Annotated in this window: 20 protein-coding genes and 1 tRNA gene; 14 read left to right on the top strand and 7 right to left on the bottom strand. The window is 32.9% G+C overall.

The features are described 5' to 3' along the window. The first annotated feature begins 24 nt into the window (after positions 1–24). A tRNA-His gene (locus tag FLV_RS07535) sits at positions 25–98 on the top strand. A 190-nt stretch (positions 99–288) separates the two neighbouring features. Here the strand turns inward: FLV_RS07535 and FLV_RS07530 are convergent. Both FLV_RS07530 and mnmD read right to left on the bottom strand, forming a co-directional pair. Beyond that, complete coding sequence (locus tag FLV_RS07530; protein WP_031457182.1) at positions 289–486, bottom strand: hypothetical protein; 198 nt, start codon at positions 484–486, stop codon at positions 289–291. 166 nt (positions 487–652) lie between these two features. Then, positions 653–1,318, bottom strand: a complete 666-nt coding sequence (gene mnmD, locus FLV_RS07525) for a tRNA (5-methylaminomethyl-2-thiouridine)(34)-methyltransferase MnmD (protein WP_243232478.1) — start codon at positions 1,316–1,318, stop codon at positions 653–655. Between the two features lie 307 nt (positions 1,319–1,625). Between mnmD and FLV_RS07520 the strand changes: the two genes are divergently transcribed. Continuing rightward, positions 1,626–2,696 carry a branched-chain amino acid aminotransferase gene (locus FLV_RS07520; protein ID WP_243232475.1) on the top strand — a complete coding sequence of 357 codons (1,071 nt, stop codon included), beginning with the start codon at positions 1,626–1,628 and terminating at the stop codon, positions 2,694–2,696. Between the two features lie 60 nt (positions 2,697–2,756). Here FLV_RS07520 and FLV_RS07515 read toward each other — a convergent pair whose 3' ends face one another. Beyond that, positions 2,757–3,137 carry a nucleoside triphosphate pyrophosphohydrolase family protein gene (locus FLV_RS07515; RefSeq protein ID WP_243232473.1) on the bottom strand — a complete coding sequence of 127 codons (381 nt, stop codon included), beginning with the start codon at positions 3,135–3,137 and terminating at the stop codon, positions 2,757–2,759. Positions 3,138–3,218: 81 nt separating this feature from the next. Between FLV_RS07515 and FLV_RS07510 the strand changes: the two genes are divergently transcribed. The 5 genes from FLV_RS07510 (at position 3,219) to FLV_RS07490 (ending at position 6,293) form a co-directional block, all read left to right on the top strand. Continuing rightward, complete coding sequence (locus FLV_RS07510) at positions 3,219–3,407, top strand: hypothetical protein (protein ID WP_163408160.1); 189 nt, start codon at positions 3,219–3,221, stop codon at positions 3,405–3,407. A 192-nt stretch (positions 3,408–3,599) separates the two neighbouring features. Further along, the gene (locus FLV_RS07505) at positions 3,600–4,769 is read left to right on the top strand and encodes an SRPBCC family protein (RefSeq protein ID WP_243232470.1); all 1,170 of its coding nucleotides are present in this window, start codon (positions 3,600–3,602) and stop codon (positions 4,767–4,769) included. Between the two features lie 67 nt (positions 4,770–4,836). Then, positions 4,837–5,379, top strand: coding sequence for an RNA polymerase sigma factor (locus tag FLV_RS07500; protein WP_243232469.1), 543 nt, complete (start codon positions 4,837–4,839; stop codon positions 5,377–5,379). A gap of 33 nt (positions 5,380–5,412) precedes the next feature. Beyond that, on the top strand, positions 5,413–5,823 hold the full coding sequence (locus FLV_RS07495; RefSeq protein ID WP_243232466.1) for a hypothetical protein: 411 nt from the start codon (positions 5,413–5,415) through the stop codon (positions 5,821–5,823). 14 nt (positions 5,824–5,837) lie between these two features. Continuing rightward, entirely contained in the window at positions 5,838–6,293 is a 456-nt protein-coding gene (locus FLV_RS07490; protein ID WP_243232464.1) for a sensor of ECF-type sigma factor, read from the top strand. A gap of 114 nt (positions 6,294–6,407) precedes the next feature. Here FLV_RS07490 and FLV_RS07485 read toward each other — a convergent pair whose 3' ends face one another. Beyond that, positions 6,408–7,469, bottom strand: a complete 1,062-nt coding sequence (locus FLV_RS07485) for a WD40/YVTN/BNR-like repeat-containing protein (RefSeq protein ID WP_243232461.1) — start codon at positions 7,467–7,469, stop codon at positions 6,408–6,410. A gap of 119 nt (positions 7,470–7,588) precedes the next feature. On the opposite strand from FLV_RS07485, the gene FLV_RS07480 reads away from it, so the two are divergent. The 3 genes from FLV_RS07480 (at position 7,589) to FLV_RS07470 (ending at position 12,382) form a co-directional block, all read left to right on the top strand. Beyond that, the gene (locus tag FLV_RS07480; protein WP_243232458.1) at positions 7,589–8,923 is read left to right on the top strand and encodes a hypothetical protein; all 1,335 of its coding nucleotides are present in this window, start codon (positions 7,589–7,591) and stop codon (positions 8,921–8,923) included. Positions 8,924–9,059: 136 nt separating this feature from the next. Further along, positions 9,060–11,024: a KUP/HAK/KT family potassium transporter gene (locus tag FLV_RS07475; protein ID WP_243232456.1), complete on the top strand. Its 1,965-nt coding sequence runs from the start codon at positions 9,060–9,062 to the stop codon at positions 11,022–11,024. Between the two features lie 143 nt (positions 11,025–11,167). After that, positions 11,168–12,382, top strand: a complete 1,215-nt coding sequence (locus tag FLV_RS07470; RefSeq protein ID WP_243232453.1) for an RsmB/NOP family class I SAM-dependent RNA methyltransferase — start codon at positions 11,168–11,170, stop codon at positions 12,380–12,382. Positions 12,383–12,456: 74 nt separating this feature from the next. Here the strand turns inward: FLV_RS07470 and FLV_RS07465 are convergent, their stop codons facing one another. Both FLV_RS07465 and FLV_RS07460 read right to left on the bottom strand, forming a co-directional pair. Beyond that, positions 12,457–13,500: an AMP-binding protein gene (locus FLV_RS07465; protein ID WP_243232450.1), complete on the bottom strand. Its 1,044-nt coding sequence runs from the start codon at positions 13,498–13,500 to the stop codon at positions 12,457–12,459. 10 nt (positions 13,501–13,510) lie between these two features. Further along, positions 13,511–14,434: a CPBP family intramembrane glutamic endopeptidase gene (locus FLV_RS07460; protein WP_243232448.1), complete on the bottom strand. Its 924-nt coding sequence runs from the start codon at positions 14,432–14,434 to the stop codon at positions 13,511–13,513. A gap of 113 nt (positions 14,435–14,547) precedes the next feature. Between FLV_RS07460 and FLV_RS07455 the strand changes: the two genes are divergently transcribed. Further along, on the top strand, positions 14,548–14,898 hold the full coding sequence (locus FLV_RS07455; protein ID WP_243232446.1) for an ArsC/Spx/MgsR family protein: 351 nt from the start codon (positions 14,548–14,550) through the stop codon (positions 14,896–14,898). Between the two features lie 89 nt (positions 14,899–14,987). Then, positions 14,988–17,459, top strand: a complete 2,472-nt coding sequence (locus FLV_RS07450) for an outer membrane beta-barrel family protein (protein WP_243232444.1) — start codon at positions 14,988–14,990, stop codon at positions 17,457–17,459. A gap of 142 nt (positions 17,460–17,601) precedes the next feature. Here FLV_RS07450 and FLV_RS07445 read toward each other — a convergent pair whose 3' ends face one another. After that, positions 17,602–17,775, bottom strand: a complete 174-nt coding sequence (locus tag FLV_RS07445; RefSeq protein ID WP_026984685.1) for a hypothetical protein — start codon at positions 17,773–17,775, stop codon at positions 17,602–17,604. Between the two features lie 403 nt (positions 17,776–18,178). On the opposite strand from FLV_RS07445, the gene fumC reads away from it, so the two are divergent. Both fumC and FLV_RS07435 read left to right on the top strand, forming a co-directional pair. Then, a complete protein-coding gene (fumC, locus tag FLV_RS07440; protein WP_243232443.1) occupies positions 18,179–19,564 on the top strand; it encodes a class II fumarate hydratase in 1,386 nt (461 codons plus the stop codon). Positions 19,565–19,909: 345 nt separating this feature from the next. Then, positions 19,910–21,832 carry a M13 family metallopeptidase gene (locus FLV_RS07435; protein WP_243232442.1) on the top strand — a complete coding sequence of 641 codons (1,923 nt, stop codon included), beginning with the start codon at positions 19,910–19,912 and terminating at the stop codon, positions 21,830–21,832. Positions 21,833–21,995: the final 163 nt, after the last annotated feature.

Raw genomic sequence — 21,995 nt, 5'->3', positions numbered from 1 at the left:
CTAAGCAGAAATGCTGGTAAAATGGTGGTTGTAGCTCAGTTGGTTAGAGTAGCGGTTTGTGGTGCCGCGGGTCGCCGGTTCGAACCCGGTCAGCCACCCGGAAATTTAAAGCCTTGAAGAAATTCAAGGCTTTTTTTGTGGACTGAATTTATCGGTATTGTGATTCCGTTTTTTTTTTTTTTTTTTTTAAAGTAAATAAATCCTCTCCCAAATATATTGAGATTAGCTTAAGATGAAACCAAAACAGTGTTACAAAAAAAGACTGTCATTTTTGACAGTCTTTCGTTTTTATACTTTAACTAATAGTAAACATTCTTTTAATTCTGGTTTTTCGACTATAAAGTTTAATAACCATTCTTGTAGTTGTTCCATTTCGTAAGGTAACAGTGTTTTGATAGCTTTTTCTAATTCTTTGCAAAAAAGCACCGGGTCGAAACTTACTCTTTCAAGTATTGATTTCGTGTAATCAAACATCATTTTTGACATAATAAAATAAGATTTTTGGGGGTTATCTCTATTTTTAAACTCGAGCCAAATTTAAACAAATATCGTATATAAAATATCTTTTTAACTTATTTTTTTTAAAATATTAAGAACGAATACGTTTTCTTAATGAGTATAAAACAATATGGAATAATTCTAAATAACTCATTTAAACCTTTTTATGAGCTCTGAACATTTCTCTTTTTCCAGGAGGGCCTGCTAATTTTTCAACAGTAAATCCAACTTCAATCATGCTTCTTTTAACAACTCCTCTTGCTGCATAAGTGACCAAGACACCATTCGGTTTTAAGCTATTATACATTTTTTGAAAAATTTCGGTGCTCCATAACTCAGGCTGCACCCTATATCCAAAGGCGTCAAAATAAATCAAATCAAAAATTTCAAAATCGTCTATTTCGTCAAAAAATTGTTTTCTTTTGGTTAATGAAAAATTGGATGTGATTTCATTTTTTTGATTCCACTCGCATTCATGCATTTTTTTAAAGATATTTTCAAATGCCTCGGCTTCTAATTCTGATACATAATTCATGGCTAAGACTTCTTCCGAATTAACAGGGTAAGCTTCTACTCCTGTATAATCAATATTTTGCTGAGAATCATTTGCTTCAAGAAAAGTAATAAAAGCATTCAGACCTGTTCCGAAACCAATTTCAAAAATACTTACCGGTTTGCCTTCAAACAAATCAAATCCGTTTTTTATAAAAACATGTTTTGCTTCCTGAATGGCGCCGTGTTTTGAATGATAACATTCGTTCCATTCCTGTAAATGAATTGTAGTTGAGCCATCTAGTGTTTTGATAATTTCTCTTTTCATTAAATATTGAATTTTACTCTGCGATTTTAAAACTAAACATTGTGTTTTATGTCAAATTTAATCAAAACAAATGCGTAAAGCCTTAAAAAATCAAGGTTTTTTCATAAATTCTTTATAAAAACCAGTTAAAATTTTAAGTTTATTGTAAGATGAATAAATCGCAGTTAAGTGAGGTAATTAATGGTTTTTTGGCAAGGAATTTATATATTTTTACTTAATTTTGCATTCAATAAATTCTATTTTATATCATATCATCACTTTAAGAAATCTTCTTTGATGATAAAAATTACGTAAAACTAACATTATTATGAGTACAACTCAAGCAAGCAAAATTGAAATCAGAAAAGCCACTTCTTCTAAAATTAGTAGTGTAGACTTTGAAAACTTAAGCTTTGGTGCTGTATTTACAGACCATTTATTTGAATGTGATTTTAAAAATGGGGAATGGCAAACACCGGTCATTAAGCCTTATGCGCCTATTTTAATGGATCCGTCTTCTAAAGTCTTTCATTATGGTCAGGCAATTTTTGAAGGAATGAAAGCTTACAAAGATGACAATAATGATGTTTGGTTGTTTAGGCCTGATGAAAACTACAAACGTTTTAATAATTCAGCAGTTCGTATGGCAATGCCGGAAGTTCCTGAGTCTGTTTTTATGGATGGTTTGAATGAATTATTAAAAATTGATCAAGAATGGATTCAAAGAGGAAACGGAAGCAGTATGTATATTCGTCCTTTTATGATTGCAACAGGTCCAGGAGTTGTGGCTAATCCATCTGATGAATATAAATTTATGATTTTACTTTCTCCGGCACAATCTTATTATGCTGGCGAAGTAAAAGTAATTATTGCAGAACATTACAGTAGAGCTGCTAATGGTGGAATTGGAGCTGCAAAAGCAGCAGGAAATTACGCTGCACAGTTTTATCCAACAAACCTGGCTAACAAAGAAGGTTTCCAGCAGGTAATCTGGACAGATGATGCCACTCATACAAAACTGGAAGAGGCAGGTACAATGAATGTTTTCTTTAGAATTAATGATACATTATTGACAGCGCCAACAAGTGAAAGAATCTTGGATGGTATTACCAGAAAAAGTTTAATTGCTATGGCTGAAAAAGAAGGTTTGAATGTTGAAGTTCGTCCTGTAATTGTTTCAGAATTGGTAGAAGCTGCTAAAAATGGATCTTTAAAAGAAATTTTTGGTGCCGGTACTGCTGCGGTTGTAAGTGTTATCAAAGGGTTCTCTTATCAGGATGTTTATTATGAAATGGATCCGATTGAGAATTCGTATGCGTCTCTTTTAAAAGAAAAACTTACTAATCTTCAAAACAAACTTGCTGAAGATACTTTTGGCTGGACAGTTAAGGTTCAATAATTCATAAATTAGTTCGCGATACAAACCCGACAGGTTTTTAAAACCTGTCGGGTTTTCTATTTATAACAGTTTCGAAAAATCCGGTTTAAAATAATTTGGCCCTTTCATTACTTTTCCGTCTTCACGATAAATGGGTTGTCCGTCTTCGCCTAATTTACTCATGTTGCTGCGTTGGATTTCATCAAAAACGGCTTCGATTTTGTCCTGCAGTCCATGTTCAATAATGGTTCCGCATAATATGTACATCATATCGCCAAGGGCATCAGCGATTTCGACTAAATCATTGTTTTGTACAGCTTCAAGATATTCTTCGTTCTCTTCTTTCATTAAATTATAACGAAGATGTTTTTTGGTTTCGCCTAAATCGGCAACGGGAGTTTCGCTGTGGCCTATTTTAAAAGCAGTGTGAAATTCTTTTACTGCATCAATTTGTTTCTTCATTTTTTTATTGATTAAATGGAGTACCAAATTAGCAACTATTCATGTACAATTCTTTAAATTTGTCAAAAATAATTATCAACTATGTTTAGTCAGGGACAATTAATATTCGCAGTCTGTTTTTTTATCGCATTTGTAATCGTAATGATTTTTGCTTACCGAAAAGATTTAGCGCTGCACAAAATTTTTTACAAAGGAAATTATAAGGTCTTAATTACTTTTTTGCTTTTTATTCTGATTCTGTTTTTAATCAAATTCTTTTTTAAAAGATAAAAATGGAAATTTTATTTCTATATTTAAAGAATGTAAATTAAGAAATTAAAAATATACTTTAAACTTTTCAAAATCGTTTTGTTTTATGTTTCCTGATTAGGATTTGATTAAAAAGAAGCATTTTTATTCTTTTTGTTCTTCGTAAGACAGGTAATAAATTTATAACTTTACGACTCCAAAACAACCTACACAATGAAAATCCTAAAATACCTGTTTCTTTTATTAATACTAAGTTTTGTTGCTTTAACTGTTTTTGTAGCTACTCAAAAAGGTCTTTTTGCTGTTGAGAGAAGTAAGGTTGTTAATTCACCAAGGGCTGCAGTATATCACTATGTAAATGATTTTAGGAATTTTGAAGATTTTGAATCCTGGGCGGTTGAAGATCCAACGATAAAAATGTCATTTCCGGAAAAAACCGTAGGAAACGGAGCTTCATTTTCATGGGAAAACAGCGAAGGAAAAGGAGGCGGAATAACATTGCAGGCAAAAGACGGTGAAAGTATTCATCAAAAAATCAGTTTTGACGGAACTGATGCCGATGTTCATTGGATTTTTAAAGATACGCTTAACGGAAAAACAAAGGTTACCTGGAAGGCAAAAGGTGAAATGAGTTTTTTGTTTAAAATTTATACCGTTTTGAATGGAGGTTCTGATAAGATAATAGGAACTATGTATGAAAAAACCCTTGTCAATATTGATAAGAATCTGGATTACGAAACTAAAACCTATGCTGTAAAAGTAAACGGCATTGTAAAAAAAACAGAGAGTTTTTATATTAAACAGACTTTTACAAGCGAAATTCAAAAAGTAAATAAGAATGCCAGGATTGTTATTCCAAAATTGATGGAATTTGGTAAGACAAATAATTTGTATACAAACGGAAAGCCTTTTATCATTTATCATACTTATGATACAAAAACAAATTTGGCAAAAATTTCGATCTGTTTACCAATAAATAAAGAAATTTCGATAAGTGCAGGCAGTGATATTTTATCTGGAAAATTAAACAGTTTTGAAGCTGTAAAAACTACTTTAAAAGGAGATTATTCACATACTAATGAGGCTATCTCGAAAACTACTGCTTTTATAAATAATGAAAAAATTACACCAGATTTAAGCTGGTCACATCTTGAAATTTTAACTGCCGGTAAATTAGATGTTAAAAGTTCGTCTAAATTAGTAACTGAAATTTATTATCCGATCATTCCAAAGGTGAAACCGATTGTGGAGGAAGTTCCTCAGTACAAACCTGAAGCTGATCCGGCGGCTCAAAAAACTACAACCAATCCGGTAGTTAAAAAACCTGCAGCGACACCTCCCGCTAAAACAAATGCTACCGAAGAGGAAGATTCAGAGTTTTAAAAAAAATGAAAGGCTGATTAAACCTTTTCTAATAAGTTCATTCTAATAAACAAGATAGCTAAGAGACTTGACAAACGAGAAGGAATTTATAGCACAATTATTAAATCCTAAAACGCAAAATACAGCGTTTCAAGCACTCTTGTCAGAATATCAAAAACCTTTGTATTCTCATATTCGAAACATTGTTCTGAATCATGATGACGCTGATGATGTTTTGCAGAATACTTTTGTAAAAGTATTTCAATATTTAAAAAACTTTAAAGGCGAAAGTAAGCTTTTTTCATGGATGTACCGAATTGCAACCAATGAAGCATTGACTTTTTTGAGTCAGAAGGCTAAATTAAATGGTTTAACATCAGAAGCTTTACAAAACAAAACCATTGACAATTTAAGAGCTGATACTTATTTTGATGGTGATGAAATTCAAATAAAGCTTCAAAGAGCTATTGTTACATTGCCGGAAAAACAACAATTGGTTTTTAAAATGAAGTATTTTGAAGAATTGAAATACGAAGAAATCTCCGAAATTCTTGGAACGTCAGTGGGGGCATTGAAGGCTTCTTATCACCATGCGGTAAAAAAAATTGAATTATTTGTTACATCAAATTAAACCTTTTGTTATAAAACATATCTTATAGTCATTATGAAAGCATTTAAATTAGAAAACGAACCGAAAATTAAATCTGGATTTAAAACTCCGGATCATTATTTTGATGGTTTTTCGGCAAAGGTTTTACAGCAAATTAGTGAAAGAGAAGTGAAAGTAATTCCGATTTACAAACGTAAAGAGGTTATTGCGATGCTAGCGGCCGCAGTAGTTGTTGTTGCATTAATGATTCCTGTGGTGAATAGTTATAATAAAACAAAAGAGCTTGATGAGGCTACTTTAGAAACGTATTTGTCGTATCAGTCTAATATCAATCAATATGATTTGATTCGTGAATTAGATACTAAAGATATTGAGGAAATTAATAAAAATGTTGTGCTTGAACAAGAAACCCTTGAAGATGTTTTGTCTTCAAATCCAAATATTGAAAATTTAATTTCAGAATAATAAAAACAATAGAGATGAAAATTAAAAATATACTACCCATGATACTGTTTTTAGTTAGTTTTTCATTTTATGCACAAAGTGACAAAACTGATGAAAAGCGTGAAAAGATTAAAGCTTACAAAGTGTCTTTTTTAACTACAGAATTGGAACTTACGTCTAATGAAGCCGAGAAATTCTGGCCAATTTATAATGCTTTTGATGATAAGCAATATGAATTACGTCATGAAAAGATGAAAACCTATTTACGTAAACTGAATGATGATAATGTTAATTCGCTTTCGGAAAAAGAAGCTGCAACTTTATTATCACAAATTGAAAGCACTGATAAAGAATTGTATTTTTTAAAAGAAAAATACATGACTAATCTTAAGAAAGTACTTTCGGCAAAAAAAATATTAAAGCTTAAAAAATCTGAAGATGATTTTAATCGAAAATTATTGAAGCAATATAAAGAAAAAGCTAAGAACTAAGGAATAATATAGTCATTTGTAGTTATAGCAATACAAAAGACAAGTAATAACAACAGCGATAAGACCCCTATATAATAATACTTACTTTATTATTTAGGGGTTTTATTATGTGTTTTATTTAAAACGAAGTCTGATAACTTTGTTGTACCCGGCTGCAATTGCTGTATTTCTGTTAATAAAGCGAATCGTAAAGAGTTTTGAATCAGTAGATAATTGTGTCCAGTTTTCACCTCCATTTTGAGAATATTGAATTCCTTCAGAGCCAACACAGATAATTTCTTTTCCATTCCCTCCAGGAACATATTGTATGCATGATGCGTATCCAAAACCCATACCCTGACCTATTAATGTCCATGTTTTTCCGCCATCTGTTGTAAAAGCTTTATTGTCGGTTTTTTGGTTTGGAAGCTCGTAATCACCACCAGCAATAAACCCATGTTTGGAATCATAAAAATCAGCTGTAAAAATTCCTGTCATTGTTTTTCCCTGAACAATAGGAGTTTCAATTACTTTCCAGGTTTTGCCTTTGTCAGGAGAATAAAAAACTCGTGATTTTTTTCCTCCGGAAACCAGCCAGGTATCATCTCCTTTTATGACAATATTTGAATTGCTGGCCGCAAAAGCTGCTTCGCCTTTGGCATTTGTAGGCAATTTATCAGACAATACTTTTGTCCAGTTTTCTCCTCCATCACGGGTTATAATAACCGAAAAAGTATCTTCAGTTGGATCTCCAATAGCAATTCCTTCTTTATCATTCCAAAATTGCATACTGTCGTAAAATACCCTCTCGTTGACTTCTTTGTAAACTAATTTTACTTTTTGTGTTTTTTTAGAAACAGAATAAAGTAAAGCGGGATTTCCAACGCTTAATAAGAAAATATCTTTTGAAGTTTGAGCAATGCTTCTGAATTCTAATTTTAAGGTATCACGATAAATATGTTCCTCAAATTTCTCTTTTTTATCTAAATCATAATATCCAAAACGAGAATTATCAGCGCCGTACCAAACTTTATTTTTATCGATTGAAATAGCTCTAATACTAATTTTGTCCTGAAACAAAGTGTCTGTTTGCATTGACGTGAAACCACCGTAGAAAGTTTTTTTGTTGCTGTCATTTAATGGTTTAAAAGATAAAAATAAAATGAAAACACCACAAAATAATATTCCTTTTTTCATATAGGCTAAGATTTAGTTGTTGCTAAAATACAATTATTTACAACATGTAAAATATATTTTGTTTTTTTTCTGGCACAGTAATTGGATACCTCAGAATATTAATCTTAATATGATTTGCCATGAAAACCAAAATACTTTTTTTAGCGTTAGTAGCTATAGGTTTAAGTTCTTGTGCTGTACAAAGCCAGACTACTGTTTATGCAAAAAACTCAGATATAAGTGATAATTTAGATTTAAGGGCCGTTGCTTCTATTTTTGGAGAATCAGCTAATCTTCAGGATTTTGAAAGACGATTAAATGATCCAAAATATCAGATTTCAAACCTTGATTTGAATAATGATGACCAGGTTGATTACTTGCGTGTTATTGAAACTGTTGAAGACAGAACTCACGTAGTGATTATTCAGTCAGTTCTTGATCGTGATGTTTATCAGGATATTGCAACCATTGATATAGAAAGGGATAATTATAATAAAGTAAGTGTGCAGGTTGTTGGTAATAGTTATTTATATGGGGCGAATTATATTTATGAGCCGGTTTATAATGTAACGCCTGGGATTTATGCATCATTTTGGGTTACGAACTACAGACCATATTATTCTACATGGGCTTGGAATTTTTACCCAACTTATTATGTTGCCTGGAGACCTTTTCCAATTTACAGATATAGAAGTAACATCAATATTTGTATCAATGTGAATAATCGTTACAATTATGTGAATCACAGAAGAAGTTACAGAGCACCGGTGTTATATGAAACCAGACGTTGTTATGGGTACGAAAGACAATATCCTAATCGCAGTTTTTCGCAAAGACATTCGAATGTAAACAACCGATATGACTTGGAGCAAAGACGTGTAGCAAGCAGAGAGTATAGTAGAAATCAGAATGTTTACAATAATAACAGATCAAATTCGGGAAGATTTTCTAATTCAGAGAATAGAAACTCAAACAGAAATTATGCTGAGAACAAAAAAACATCTGACAGAACTTTTAATTCAAACAGGAATGTTTCAGGCAGAGATAATAATCCTGTAAGAGTTGAAAATACTCCAAGATATGAATCCAGAGGAAATTCTAATGAGGATAGAAATAGGTCTGACAGAAATAATAATTCAAACAGAGTTACTTCCGGAAGAGATAATTCATCAACAGGAAATAATAATACTGTAAGAGTTGAAAATACTCCAAAATATGAATCCAGAGGAAATTCTAATGAGGATAGAATGAATAACAACAGATCGGTTTCATCTCAGAGAACTGAATCTCCAAGAGCAGAGTCTTCAAGAAATTATGCCCAAAACAGATCGGCTTCTGAAAATAGATCAAGTTCAGCAAGACAGCAAAATACGCAGCGTTCAGAATCTCCAAGAATGAATCAGGAATCCAGAGGAGGCGGGCAGTCACAAAGAGAAAATGCTTCAGGAACCAGAGGAGGCGGAAGAAGAGGTTAGTCTTAAAAAACAAATTTTTAAATTAAAACTAAAAGCACAATATAGCTATTGTGCTTTTTTTTATCTTTCTTACTTATAATTGGCGCTAATTTGTTTTAAAACAGTAAATTTGCAACCGTCTTTTATAAAAATATACATGAGCGCAGCGCATAAAAACTTACACAGTAAGTTGTCTATTGGGGGGTTATTGATTACATTAGGAATTATTTATGGAGATATTGGTACTTCTCCATTATATGTAATGAAAGCTATACTTGGTGGTCATTCTATTAATGCAGATATAGTTTTAGGCGGAATTTCCTGTGTTTTCTGGACCTTAACTCTTCAAACGACTATTAAGTATGTACTTATTACTTTAAGTGCTGATAATCATGGTGAAGGGGGTATTTTTGCCCTGTATGCCTTAGTCAAGAAAACAAAAATAAAATGGCTTATTGTGCCTGCTATTATTGGAGGTAGTGCCTTATTAGCTGATGGAATTATAACGCCGCCTATTTCGGTTTCGTCTGCGGTAGAAGGAATAAAAACCTATTATCCTGAAATAAATACAATCCCTATTGTTATTGGAATTTTATTTATTTTATTCACTATACAGCAGTTTGGGACAAAGTTAGTTGGTAAGTTTTTTGCGCCAATGATGCTTATTTGGTTTGCTATGCTGGGGACTTTAGGAGTTATTCAGATTTTGGATCATCCGGAAGTTATTAAAGCAATTAACCCTTATTATGCTTACCATTTATTATCGATACATCCTGATGGTTTTTTTGTATTAGGATTTGTGTTTTTATGTACTACAGGTGCAGAAGCTTTGTACTCTGATATGGGGCATTGCGGAAGAAAAAACATTAGAATTAGCTGGGTTTTTGTAAAATTAACTTTAGTTCTAAATTACTTTGGACAGGCTGCTTATCTAATTCATCACGAAGGGCAGACGCTGCAGGCATTAGGAGGAGAAAATGGTAATCCGTTTTATTTAATTATGCCGGACTGGTTTCAGCCTGCCGGTATCGTAATCGCAACTTTGGCAGCGGTTATTGCTTCTCAGGCTCTTATCAGTGGTTCCTTTACTTTGATAAATGAAGCTATGCGATTGAATTTCTGGCCAAAAGTAAGAATCAAATACCCTACGGAGGTTAAAGGACAATTGTACATTCCGTCAATTAACTGGTTATTGTTTTTTGGTTGTGTAGGAATTGTGTTGCACTTCGAAAAATCAAGTAACATGGAGCATGCTTATGGTTTGGCTATTGTACTCTGTATGATTATGACGACCATTTTATTAAATTATTATCTAATTATGAAAAGAGTAAAACTGTATTTTATGGTTCCTCTAATCACAATTTACTTAATAATCGAGGGATGTTTCCTACTTGCGAATATTACTAAATTTGCAGAGGGTGGTTATGTAACCCTGATTATTGCAATTATGTTGATTTCGGTAATGACGGTATGGTATGTAGCCAAGAAAATTAATAAAAGCTACACTAAAATTATCAAAATTGATGATTACAAAAAAGTGCTAATGGAACTAAGTGAAGATTTGTCTATTCCTAAATATGCTACGCATTTGGTTTACATGACAAATGCTAATCGTATTGATGAATTAGAGCAAAAAGTAATGTATTCGATCTTGCAAAAGCGTCCTAAAAGAGCTGATATTTATTGGTTTGTACATGTTAATATTTTGACAGAGCCTTATAAAACACAATATAAAGTAACAGAAATTGTCAAAGACGATATTTATAGAATTGACTTCAATTTAGGGTTTAGAGAGCCAACCAAAATCAATTTAATGTTTAGGGAAGTTATTCGGGATATGGTAAAAAATGGTGAAGTAGATATTACCAGCCGTTACGAATCATTGAATAAAAATAATATTGTGGGAGATTTCAAATTTGTACTGTCTGAGAAATTCTTGTCTAATGATTCCGATTTATTATGGCATGAGAAAATCATCATGAACTCTTACTTTTTAATCAAAAAATTAAGTTTGTCTGAAGAAAGTGCTTTTGGTTTAGACAGCAGTTCAGTTAAAATCGAGAAATTCCCAATGGTGCTTCATGCTCCGGAAAACATAGGCTTAACGAGAATTATAAAATAAATCATTTTCAAAATAAATTAAAAACACTCTTTTATACTTTATCAGAGTGTTTTTTTCTTTTTTATGAAAGTTGAAATAACAATCAAAATTAAAAATTTAACTTTCAATCAATTAATAGTACCTTTGCAACTCAAATAATTAAAATGAGATTACACAGAAATTTAGTTTATACTACCATCGATTCTTTGAATGCTATTTTCAATGAAGGAGAATATGCCGATAAAGTGGTAGCGAGAGCCTTAAAAAAAGACAAACGTTGGGGAAGTTCTGACAGGAAGTTTGTTGCTGAAACGATATACGAAATTGTTCGTTGGAAAAGATTATATGCAGAAATTGCCGAAGTTAAAGAGCCTTTTGACAGAGACAATTTATGGAGGATGTTTGCGGTTTGGGCAGTTTTAAGAGGTTATCCAATTCCGGATTGGAGACAATTGGAAGGAACACCTGAAAGAAAAATAAAAGGCCGTTTTGACGAACTTTCAAAAGTTAGAGCATTAAAAGAATCTATTCCGGATTGGATGGATGAAGTAGGTGTGAAAGAGCTTGGTGAAAAAGTTTGGGCTAAAGAAATTGCAGCTCAAAATCAGCCGGCAAAAGTTATTTTAAGAACCAATACACTTAAAGGAACCAAAGAAAGCCTGAGAAACACATTAATGGATTTAAATATTGAAACAGAATATTTAAAAGATCAGCCTGAGGCTTTAGTTTTAAAAGAAAGAGCAAATGTGTTTTTGACGGATGCTTTTAAACAAGGACTTTTTGAAGTACAGGACGCCAATTCACAATTAGTAGCCGGTTTCTTAGATGTTAAACCAGGAATGCGCGTTGTGGATACTTGTGCCGGAGCTGGTGGAAAAACATTGCACATCGCTTCTTTGATGGAAAATAAAGGACAATTAATTGCAATGGATTTATATGAAAGCAAGCTTAAACAATTAAAATTAAGAGCTAAAAGAAACGGTGCATTTAATATAGAATACCGTATTATTGACACTACGAAAGTGATTAAGAAACTGCATGAAAAAGCAGACCGTGTTTTAATTGATGCACCTTGCAGCGGCTTAGGAGTATTGAAAAGAAATCCGGATTCTAAATGGAAATTACAGCCTGAATTTATTGATAATATTCGCAAAGTTCAGTCAGAAGTTTTAGAAAGTTATTCTAAAATTGTAAAACCGGGCGGTAAATTAGTGTATGCAACGTGTTCTGTTTTGCCATCTGAGAATCAGGAACAGGTAGAGAAATTCCTGAAAACTGAAATTGGGAAACAATTTACTTTTATTGAAGATCGTAAATTATTAGCTTCAGAATCAGGTTTCGACGGATTTTATATGGCGTTGTTAGAAAGAAAAGCTTAAAAAGTAAATTCCAATATTTAAAATCCAAATTCCAATTTTTACACTTGGAATTTGGATTTTTTATTTTTGTACTTTCATTCTGGCAGGCTTGGTTTACGAAGCAATTTTCCGTTTTCATTCTCTTTGAATTTCGAAACAAAAATTACTTCTTTTGGTTTTTCATATTTATCCAAAATATCAAAAAAGTCTGACGGAAAGTCTTGTATTTCTCCTTCAATAACCAAAATCAGTTTTTCTCCTAAAAGAGAATCCGGAATTCCGGTAACGAAAAATCTGGAATTAATTTTTCCAATCAGTTTTGCTTCAATTTGTTCCGGAATTAATTTTACGCCGCCGCTATTAATCACATTATCAATTCTTCCTAAAAAAGTGAATTGATTTTCTTTTGTTAATTCAATCAAATCATTAGTAATAATCGGTTCTTCAGACACAGCAGGAATATCAATTACTAAACATCCGCGATTGTCCTTGGTGATTTTTACATTTGGTAAAACAGTAAAAACTTTTTCACCCACTTTTCTGGCTGCAATATGAGTAATGGTTTCGGTCATACCGTAAGTTTCATAAACTGCTGTTTTTAAAGGCAAAAGTTTTTCTTCTAATTCAGCATCCATTTTTGCGCCTCCAACGATAAGTTTTTTGACTTTTTTTAAAGCTTTAATCGAATTTACAACCTGTAAAGGAACCATCGCTACAAAATCATACGTTATCTTGTTTAAAGTTAAAGGTTCTGTACTTGGCTCTGTAATGTCTAACTCCAGCCCCAGAATAAAGCTACGTACAAGCATCATTTTACCGGCGATAAATTTTACCGGCAGGCAAAGTAATGCTTTGTCTCCGGGTTTTAAATCGAAGAAATCTCCTGTTGCCAAAGCAGATTGTATCATGGCTTGTTTTTGTAGTCTGACGAGTTTAGGAAGACCTGTAGTTCCGGATGTTTTCATTTCGATGTATTCTTTTTCATCGAACCAGTCTAATAAAAATTCGCCTATTGCCTGTTCATTGGCGTCACCTTCCTTAATGTAACTATAAGCAACAGATCGTAAATCGTTTCCGTTTAAATGATAGCCGTTTATTTTAAAATAATTATGAACATTTTTATGAGTTAATGTAATCATAAGTTGTTTTTTAGAATTCAATATTGATTTTACCGGTTAACTTTTCTTTCCAATTGCTCCAGTTGTATTTTTTGCTAAAAATAAAAAGCAGAATAGGATAAACGATAGCTACTGGTAAAATTACATCAAAACCAGCAGAGGGCTCGGATAAATCTTTAAAAAGGGAATGTGTTTGAAAAGCCGACCAATCTGCGGTTACAAGCAAAGCGCCTATAAGATTGTTGGCGGCATGAAAGCCTAGAGCCAATTCGATTCCTTCATCCATCAGGGTAATGATGCCTAAAAATAATCCGGTACCAATGTAATATACCATTATGATGTAACCCATTTTTTCGACTTCTGGATTTGCGATGTGCAATAATCCAAATACCAGCGAAGTTATAACTAATGGTAACCATTTGTTTCTGGTTAAATTTGCAAATCCCTGCATTAAATATCCTCTAAAAACATATTCTTCGGTGCTGGTTTGTATCGGAATTAAAATGACTCCCAACAGTACTAAAACCAAAAAAGGAATGGGTTTGAAATTCCAAACAAATTTTTCAGGAGACAGGAAATAAAGAGTTAAAAAACTTATAATTGAAAAAGAAGACCACAACAGGAACGAAAATAAAATTCGGTTCCAATCTGTCTTATTTCTGGCTGTTGTTATGGATAAAAACGTTTGTTTGTGTATGTGTTTTACAACAAAATAAATGCCTATAAAAGCAAATACAAAAGATAACATTGCCAAAAATAAAGTCAGGTTGGGTTGAAATATTTTTAAAGCTGAAGCATTGTCAGTTGGAATGGCAGTTTTGTCTGTAAAACTTTTATATAGCATTGCTATAGTAAAAGGAATCTGACCAACAAATGATGCAGAGACAATTACCACAGTCCCTAAAATATACATCCAAAATTTATTTTCAGGTTTAATTCCTTGTTCTAAAAACATGTTATTTAAAATTTAAAATGGAGTTCTAATTAATAAGTAAATCTTATTTTTGGGGATAGCTAAAATACCTTTTTTTAATTCAATTATCTTACAACATTTTAAAAAAAAATAAAATGATTCAAGTTTACCATAATCCACGTTGTGGAAAATCGAGAAGCTGTCTGGCTTTTCTGGACGATGCAAATCAGGACTATAAAATTATTCCCTATCTTACTGAAACGCCAACTTTTGAGGAACTGAAAAGTTTAATCGAAAAACTAAACCTGAAACCTATTGAATTAGTAAGAATTAAAGAGAAAATCTGGACTGATGAGTACAAAGGAAAAACATTGACAGATTCAGAAGTTATTCAGGCTATGGCAGATAACCCAATTTTAATAGAAAGACCAATTGTGATAAAGGATGGGAAAGCTATAATTGGCAGAGATCTGGATAAAGTAGCTTCTTTTTTAGAAGAAATATAAAATGACTGATTAACATTTTTTTGTGATTCCTGCTTTTAAACCAAAAGCTATATTTGCGGTCTAAAAGAGAAAGAAATACCAGAAAAATAATGAAAAAAATCAAAATTGCGATATTGTTCCTATTTCTGCTTGCAGGATTATGTAATTATGCACAACAACTGCCTTCAGGACAAAACAGAGTAAAAGTTACAGGTAAAGTTTTAGAAAAAGTAACAAAACAACCATTAGAGTATGCTACAATCTCTATTACTCCTGTTAATCAGACTAAAGTAATTGCAGGTGGAATTACGAATCCAAAAGGTGAATTTGATTTGGCGGTTCCGGCTGGAACTTATGATATTAAAATTGAATTTATTTCATTTAAAGCTACTGAAATCAAAGCAAAAAACATTTCAGAAGATACTAATTTAGGGGTAATAAACCTGTCTGAAGATGCTGCACAATTAAATGAAGTTGTGGTTCGCGCCGAAAAATCATCTGTTGAAATAAAACTGGATAAAAAAGTTTATAATGTTGGACAGGATATGATGGTAAAAGGCGGAACAGTTAGTGATGTTCTGGATAACGTTCCTTCTGTTTCTGTTGATACAGAAGGAAATGTAAGTTTAAGAGGAAGTGATAACATCCGAATCTTAATTGATGGAAGGCCTTCAAACGCTATTAATGTTGCTGAAGCTTTACGTCAGCTTCCTGCAGATGCTATTGATAAGGTAGAAGTGATTACTAATCCATCGGCACGTTATGATGCAGAAGGAGGTTCAGGATTAATCAATATCATTCTTAAAAAAGGTAAAAACCAGGGATTCAACGGTACTTTTATTGCTTCAGGAGGTATTCCTGAAACGTATGGTTTAAGTGCCAACCTGAATTATAAAACAGAAAAGTTTAATTATTTTACTACAGCGGGATATAATTACAGAACAAACGAAGGAGCAGGAAAAACCAATTCGGAATATTTTAATGCAGACGGTTCTACAAAAAGATATTTAGATGAAACACGTGATACAGAAAGAACCAGAGACGGATTTAATGGGAGAGCAGGAATCGAATGGTCAATTACACCCACAACTTTCTGGACAAATGCCATTAATTACCAAAAAAACAATGGTGAAGACAGAGATTTAATTAATTTCTATGAATATGATGCTAATCGCGTATCGACAGATAATAGATATCGATTAAACAATGGAGATACCGGAAGTGAAAATGTTGAATATACATCCAACTTAATTAAAAACTTCAATGATAAAGGGCATAAACTGACTGCCGATTTATCGATTTCAAGAAATACAGATGATAGTAAAAGCTTAATTACAGCACCGCCTAGTTACAATAATACATTAAACAATCAGGTTCAGAAGCAAATTCAATTGCAGGCAGACTATGTTCTTCCATTAGGCGAAGGAAGTCAGTTTGAAGCAGGGTATAAGGGAAGTTTTGGAGATTTAAATAACATATATTCTGTTGATGATGGAGTAAATCCTCCAATTTCAGATTTGTCAAATACTTTAGAGTATAAAGAAAACATAAATGCGCTTTATACTTCGTATGGTTTCAAAGTAAATAAATTTTCGTACTTATTTGGTTTACGTTGGGAAGATACCAATATTGAGGTTAATTTGTTACAGGATCCTAAGAAGTTCAATACTAAAAATTACAATAACTTATTCCCAAGTGCTTTTATTAGTTATGAAATTTCAGATCAAAGTAATTTTACAGCAAGTTACAGCAAACGTTTAAGCAGACCAAGAGGGCGTTTTATGAACCCTGCTGTAAATTACGCAAGCAATATCAATATTTTTCAGGGAAATCCTGATTTAGATCCTTCGTTAACAGATAAGTATGATGTAGGCTATCTTAAACGTTGGGATAAAGTAACTTTCAGTACATCAGCCTATTTTGAAGATACAAAAGACGTTTTTAGCTTTGTACGAATGCCAACCGGAGATGAAGTAGACGGGATTCCTGTTATTAAAAGCAGTCCTATCAATTTAGGTAAAGAGCAAAAATTTGGTTTCGAATTTACATTCAATTATACGCCATTCAAATGGTGGAAACTAAACAGTAACTTTAATTTTTATAACGTAAAAACAACAGGAGAAAATAGTTATATAAGCAATGGTATAGAGGTTGTACAAAATTTAGATAATCAGGCAAACACCTGGTTTACCAGAATTAGTTCAAAAGTTACTCTGCCATATAAAATAGACTGGCAGCTAAACGGGACCTATAATGGGGAACAAAAAACAGCTCAGGGTAAAAATCTGGGACAATTTGGTTTAAATACAGCATTCAGTAAAGACGTTTTAAAAGATAAGGCTACTATTGCTTTCAATATCAGTGATATTTTTAATTCAAGAAAAATGAGGTCTTATACTAATCTTTATGATGACGACATAAATCCTCCTGTAAAAACACAAACATCTTACAATGAGTTTCAATTCCGTAAACGTCAGTTCAACGTTTCATTTACGTATCGTTTCAATAAACCAAAAGGAGAAAGAGATAAAAACGCAGCACCTAGAAACGAAGGTGAAGGCGGGGGAGATTTTCCTGGATAACATAGGTTGAATACCAAAACTTTAAATTCCAAATTCCAATGTAAAAGTTGGAGTTTGGAATTTTTTTTATTGGAATTTCTTTTTTTAGGAATAAAAAAAAGGACTCGTTTTCACGGGTCCTTTTTTATGAAATCAACTTAAATTAAATTGATTGTTCTTCTTGTCTTTTTTTGGCTCTTTTTTCTTTGAACATTTCCCAGCTAGCTCCCGTAACCCAATAAGATACGAAACCAACCAAGAAAAACATTAACCAAAAACCTATAGTTAGTATGGTTAAGAAAAGTAAAAAACCTAAGTACTGTGAAAATTCAAACATGTTTTCCGGAATTTTTGAATGTTACGACAAATGTAGGGTATATATCTTTTGTTAGCAATAAAAACGAAATCAATTTTCGTAAAAGAGCAATAATCCCTATATTTATATTCATTTTAAATAAGGTTGTTTTTTGAATATTATTCAACTGTCTAAATAAGAGGAATATGAGTTTTTTTAAGGAGCTGAAACCTGCTGTCCACTATATCTTTTATGGTGAACCCCACCATAAAAGGATGTCGTTTCCATCAGGGCTAGACCAACCGTTTTCAAAAGAAATTCATTTATCGGTAGAGAAATCTAAAGCATTTCACAATTCACAATTCACATTTTACATCCAACAGAATAGATCTAACAGAATACATCTAACAGAATACATTTTACAAACAAACATATTTATAACAAGATGAAATACAGAATAGAAAAAGACACCATGGGCGAAGTTCAGGTCCCTGCCGATAAGTATTGGGGTGCACAAACAGAACGTTCCAGAAATAATTTCAAAATTGGCGATGCAGGATCAATGCCTAAAGAAATCATAGAAGGATTTGCTTATCTGAAAAAAGCCGCAGCCTACGCCAATTATGATTTAGGTGTTTTGTCAATAGAAAAAAGAGATGCAATCGCCGCTGTATGTGACGAAATCCTCGAAGGAAAACTAGAGGATCAGTTTCCATTAGTTATTTGGCAGACCGGTTCAGGAACACAAAGCAACATGAATGTCAATGAAGTAATCGCTAATCGTGCACAGGTTCTCAAAGGATTTGAAATTGGAGAAGGCGAACAATTTGTAAAAGCTAATGATGATGTCAATAAATCGCAATCCTCAAACGATACTTTTCCAACCGGAATGCATATTGCAGCTTATAAAATGGTGGTTGAAACCACAATTCCGGGAGTTGAAAAACTACACGCTACTTTGGTTAAAAAAGCATTCGAATTTAAAGACGTCGTAAAAATTGGCCGTACGCACTTAATGGATGCAACGCCTTTAACATTAGGACAGGAAATTTCGGGCTATGCTGCTCAATTAGCATACGGATTGAAGGCGCTTAAAAACACTTTAGCACATTTATCTGAAATCGCTTTGGGCGGAACAGCTGTAGGTACGGGACTTAATACCCCAAAAGGATACGATGTAAAAGTAGCCGAATATATCGCTCAATTCACTAACCATCCGTTTGTAACAGCCGAAAATAAATTTGAAGCACTGGCAGCACATGACGCCATTGTTGAAACTCATGGAGCATTAAAACAATTGGCAGTTTCTTTAAATAAAATCGCTAATGATGTCAGAATGCTGGCTTCCGGACCGCGTTCGGGCATTGGAGAAATTCATATTCCTGAAAATGAACCGGGGTCTTCCATTATGCCCGGAAAAGTAAATCCAACACAATGTGAAGCTTTGACAATGGTTTGCGCTCAGGTTATAGGAAACGATGTGACAATAGCAGTAGGAGGAATGCAGGGACATTATGAATTGAATGTTTTTAAACCGGTCATGGCTGCAAATTTTCTGCAGTCGGCAAGATTATTAGGTGATGCCTGTGTGTCATTTGATGAGCATTGCGCTCAGGGAATTGAACCAAATTATAAACGTATCAAAGAATTGGTCGATAATTCATTGATGCTGGTAACAGCGTTAAATACAAAAATCGGTTATTATAAAGCAGCCGAGATTGCTCAAACGGCACACAAAAACGGTACTACTCTTAAAGATGAAGCGGTTCGTTTAGAGTACGTTACTCCGGAAGATTTTGATGCCTGGGTAAAACCTGAAGAAATGGTTTAGGAAGTTTGTGTTAAAAAATAGTATAAAAAAGGCAGATATAGATGGTATTTCTGCCTTTTTTTATACGAATCATTAAATTATCATGTTGAATCTAATTAAAAAAAATATTAAATAATTTCTCACTATATTTGATCTGGATGTTATAATTTTATTGATTGAAGAATCAAAATTTAAAATTGTAACATAATAGCTGTTTTCTTTTACTACAAATTCATAATTATATTGTCAATTATTAAAAACCATAATTAAATGAGAAACTATACGATAGCTTGTGTAAGCATTTTACTAGTCGCGGTATCCTGTCAAAAAAAAGAAGATCTTACGTCCGGGATTAACAAAAAAAACATGGATACATTAGTTAAACCGGGTGATGATTTTAACAAATTTGTAAATGGTAATTGGGAGAAAAAAACTCAAATACCTGCAGATAAAGCTTCTTACGGGGCTGGTTACATTCTTTACGATAAAGCGCAAAAAGATGTAAAAGAAATAATTGAAGATGCAGCAAAAGCAAACAATACTAAAGGTAGTGATGAACAAAAAATAGGAGATTATTATGCTTCATTCATCGATAGAAAAACACGAGACAGCAAAGGTATTTCTCCTATTCAGCCTGAATTTACCAAAATCGATGCTATTAACAACTATAATGACTTAGCTGCCTACTTTGGGCGTGCTAATCGCTTAGGAATAAATACTCCTTTATCGCTTTCAGTTTATAACGATTTTAAAGATCCAACTAAGTATACTACTATTACCTGGCAAGGGGGTTTAGGATTACCTGACAGGGATTATTACCTTTCTGCTGATGCTAAAATGAAGGAAATAAGAACTAAATATTTAGTACATATTGAAGCTATGCTAAAATTTGCCGGTCTGGAAAATCCTGCTGCAAATGCCAAAACGATTCTGGCACTTGAAACGGATTTGGCCTCAAAGCAAATGAAGAAGGAAGATACTCGGGATATGATTAAATTATACAATCCTTATCCAATAAAAGATTTAAATACTTTAATGCCTGATTTTGATTGGTCTGCCATGTTAAAAGCATCTGGCTTTGACAAAGAGAATAAATTAATCGTTACTCAGGTAGAATATACAAAAAGTCTAAACAATATAATAAAATCTACTCCAATAGACACATGGAAAACGTTTCTGAAATGGGGAGTTATACATAATGCAGCTACAAGCTTAACTACAGAAATAGATAATCAAAATTTTGATTTCTTCGGCAAAACAATGTCTGGAACCGAAAAGCAAAAAGAAGACTGGGAACGTGCTGTAATCAAGGTTAATAATGGTTTAGGAGAGATCGTAGGTAAAGTATATGTTAAAAAACGTTTTTCTCCGGAAGCCAAAGAGAAAATGACTGTTTTAGTGAAAAATTTATTGAAAGCTTACGCAGAAAGCATCAAGAAATTAGACTGGATGAGCGAAACCACAAAAAAAGAAGCGCTTAAAAAAGTAGACAAATTCATGATTAAAATTGGATATCCGGACACCTGGAAAGATTATTCAAAAGTAGCTATTGATAAAAATGATTTATACGGAAATACAGAAAGAACAGTCGCTTTTGAGTACCAACGCAATCTGGACAAACTCGGAAAACCGGTTGACAGAACTGAGTGGCAAATGAATCCACAGGAGGTAAATGCTTATTATAATCCTACTTTAAATGAGATCGTATTTCCGGCGGCTATACTTCAGCCTCCATTTTTTGATATAAATGCAGATGATGCTGTAAATTATGGAGGGATTGGTGCGGTAATCGGACATGAAATTGGGCATGGTTTTGACGATCAGGGAAGTACTTTTGATGGAGATGGTGTAATGAAAAACTGGTGGTCGCCAGCTGATTTAAAAGCATTTAAATTAAAAACAAACGCTTTAGTAGCGCAATACAATGCTTTCAAAGTATTCCCGGATTTAAATGTAAACGGCGAATATACACTTGGTGAAAACATTGGTGACCTTGGGGGTTTAAGCATTGCCATAAAAGCTTACAAAATAGCCTTAAACGGAAAAGAAGCTCCTGTTTTAGATGGTTACACCGGAATTCAGCGTGTATTTTTGGGTTGGGGACAAGTATGGGCAAATAAAACCAGAGAAAAAGCATTACGCCAACAAATAGCAACTGATCCTCATTCACCTGCAAATTTCAGAGTAAATGGAGTAGTTCGTAATGTACCTGAATTCTATGAAGCATTCAATGTAAAACCAACAGACAAATTATACCTTGCTCCTGAAAAAAGAGTGAAAATCTGGTAAAACTTTAGCGTGATACAAAATATAAAAAAACCGTCTTATAATTCTTGAGACGGTTTTTTTATATTTTTAAACAATATTTTGGTTCTTCGCCATAATTAATGGAAAATCAATTTTCGGCAGCTACGGATTTAGCAGATTTTTTTATGTTTCACTAAGAAATTGT

Origin of the sequence: Flavobacterium pectinovorum, from assembly GCF_022802975.1 — a bacterium.
GTDB lineage: Bacteria > Bacteroidota > Bacteroidia > Flavobacteriales > Flavobacteriaceae > Flavobacterium > Flavobacterium pectinovorum_B.
The sequence above is the reverse complement of the archived record's forward strand: the minus strand, read 5'-3'. Positions and strand labels throughout refer to the sequence as shown.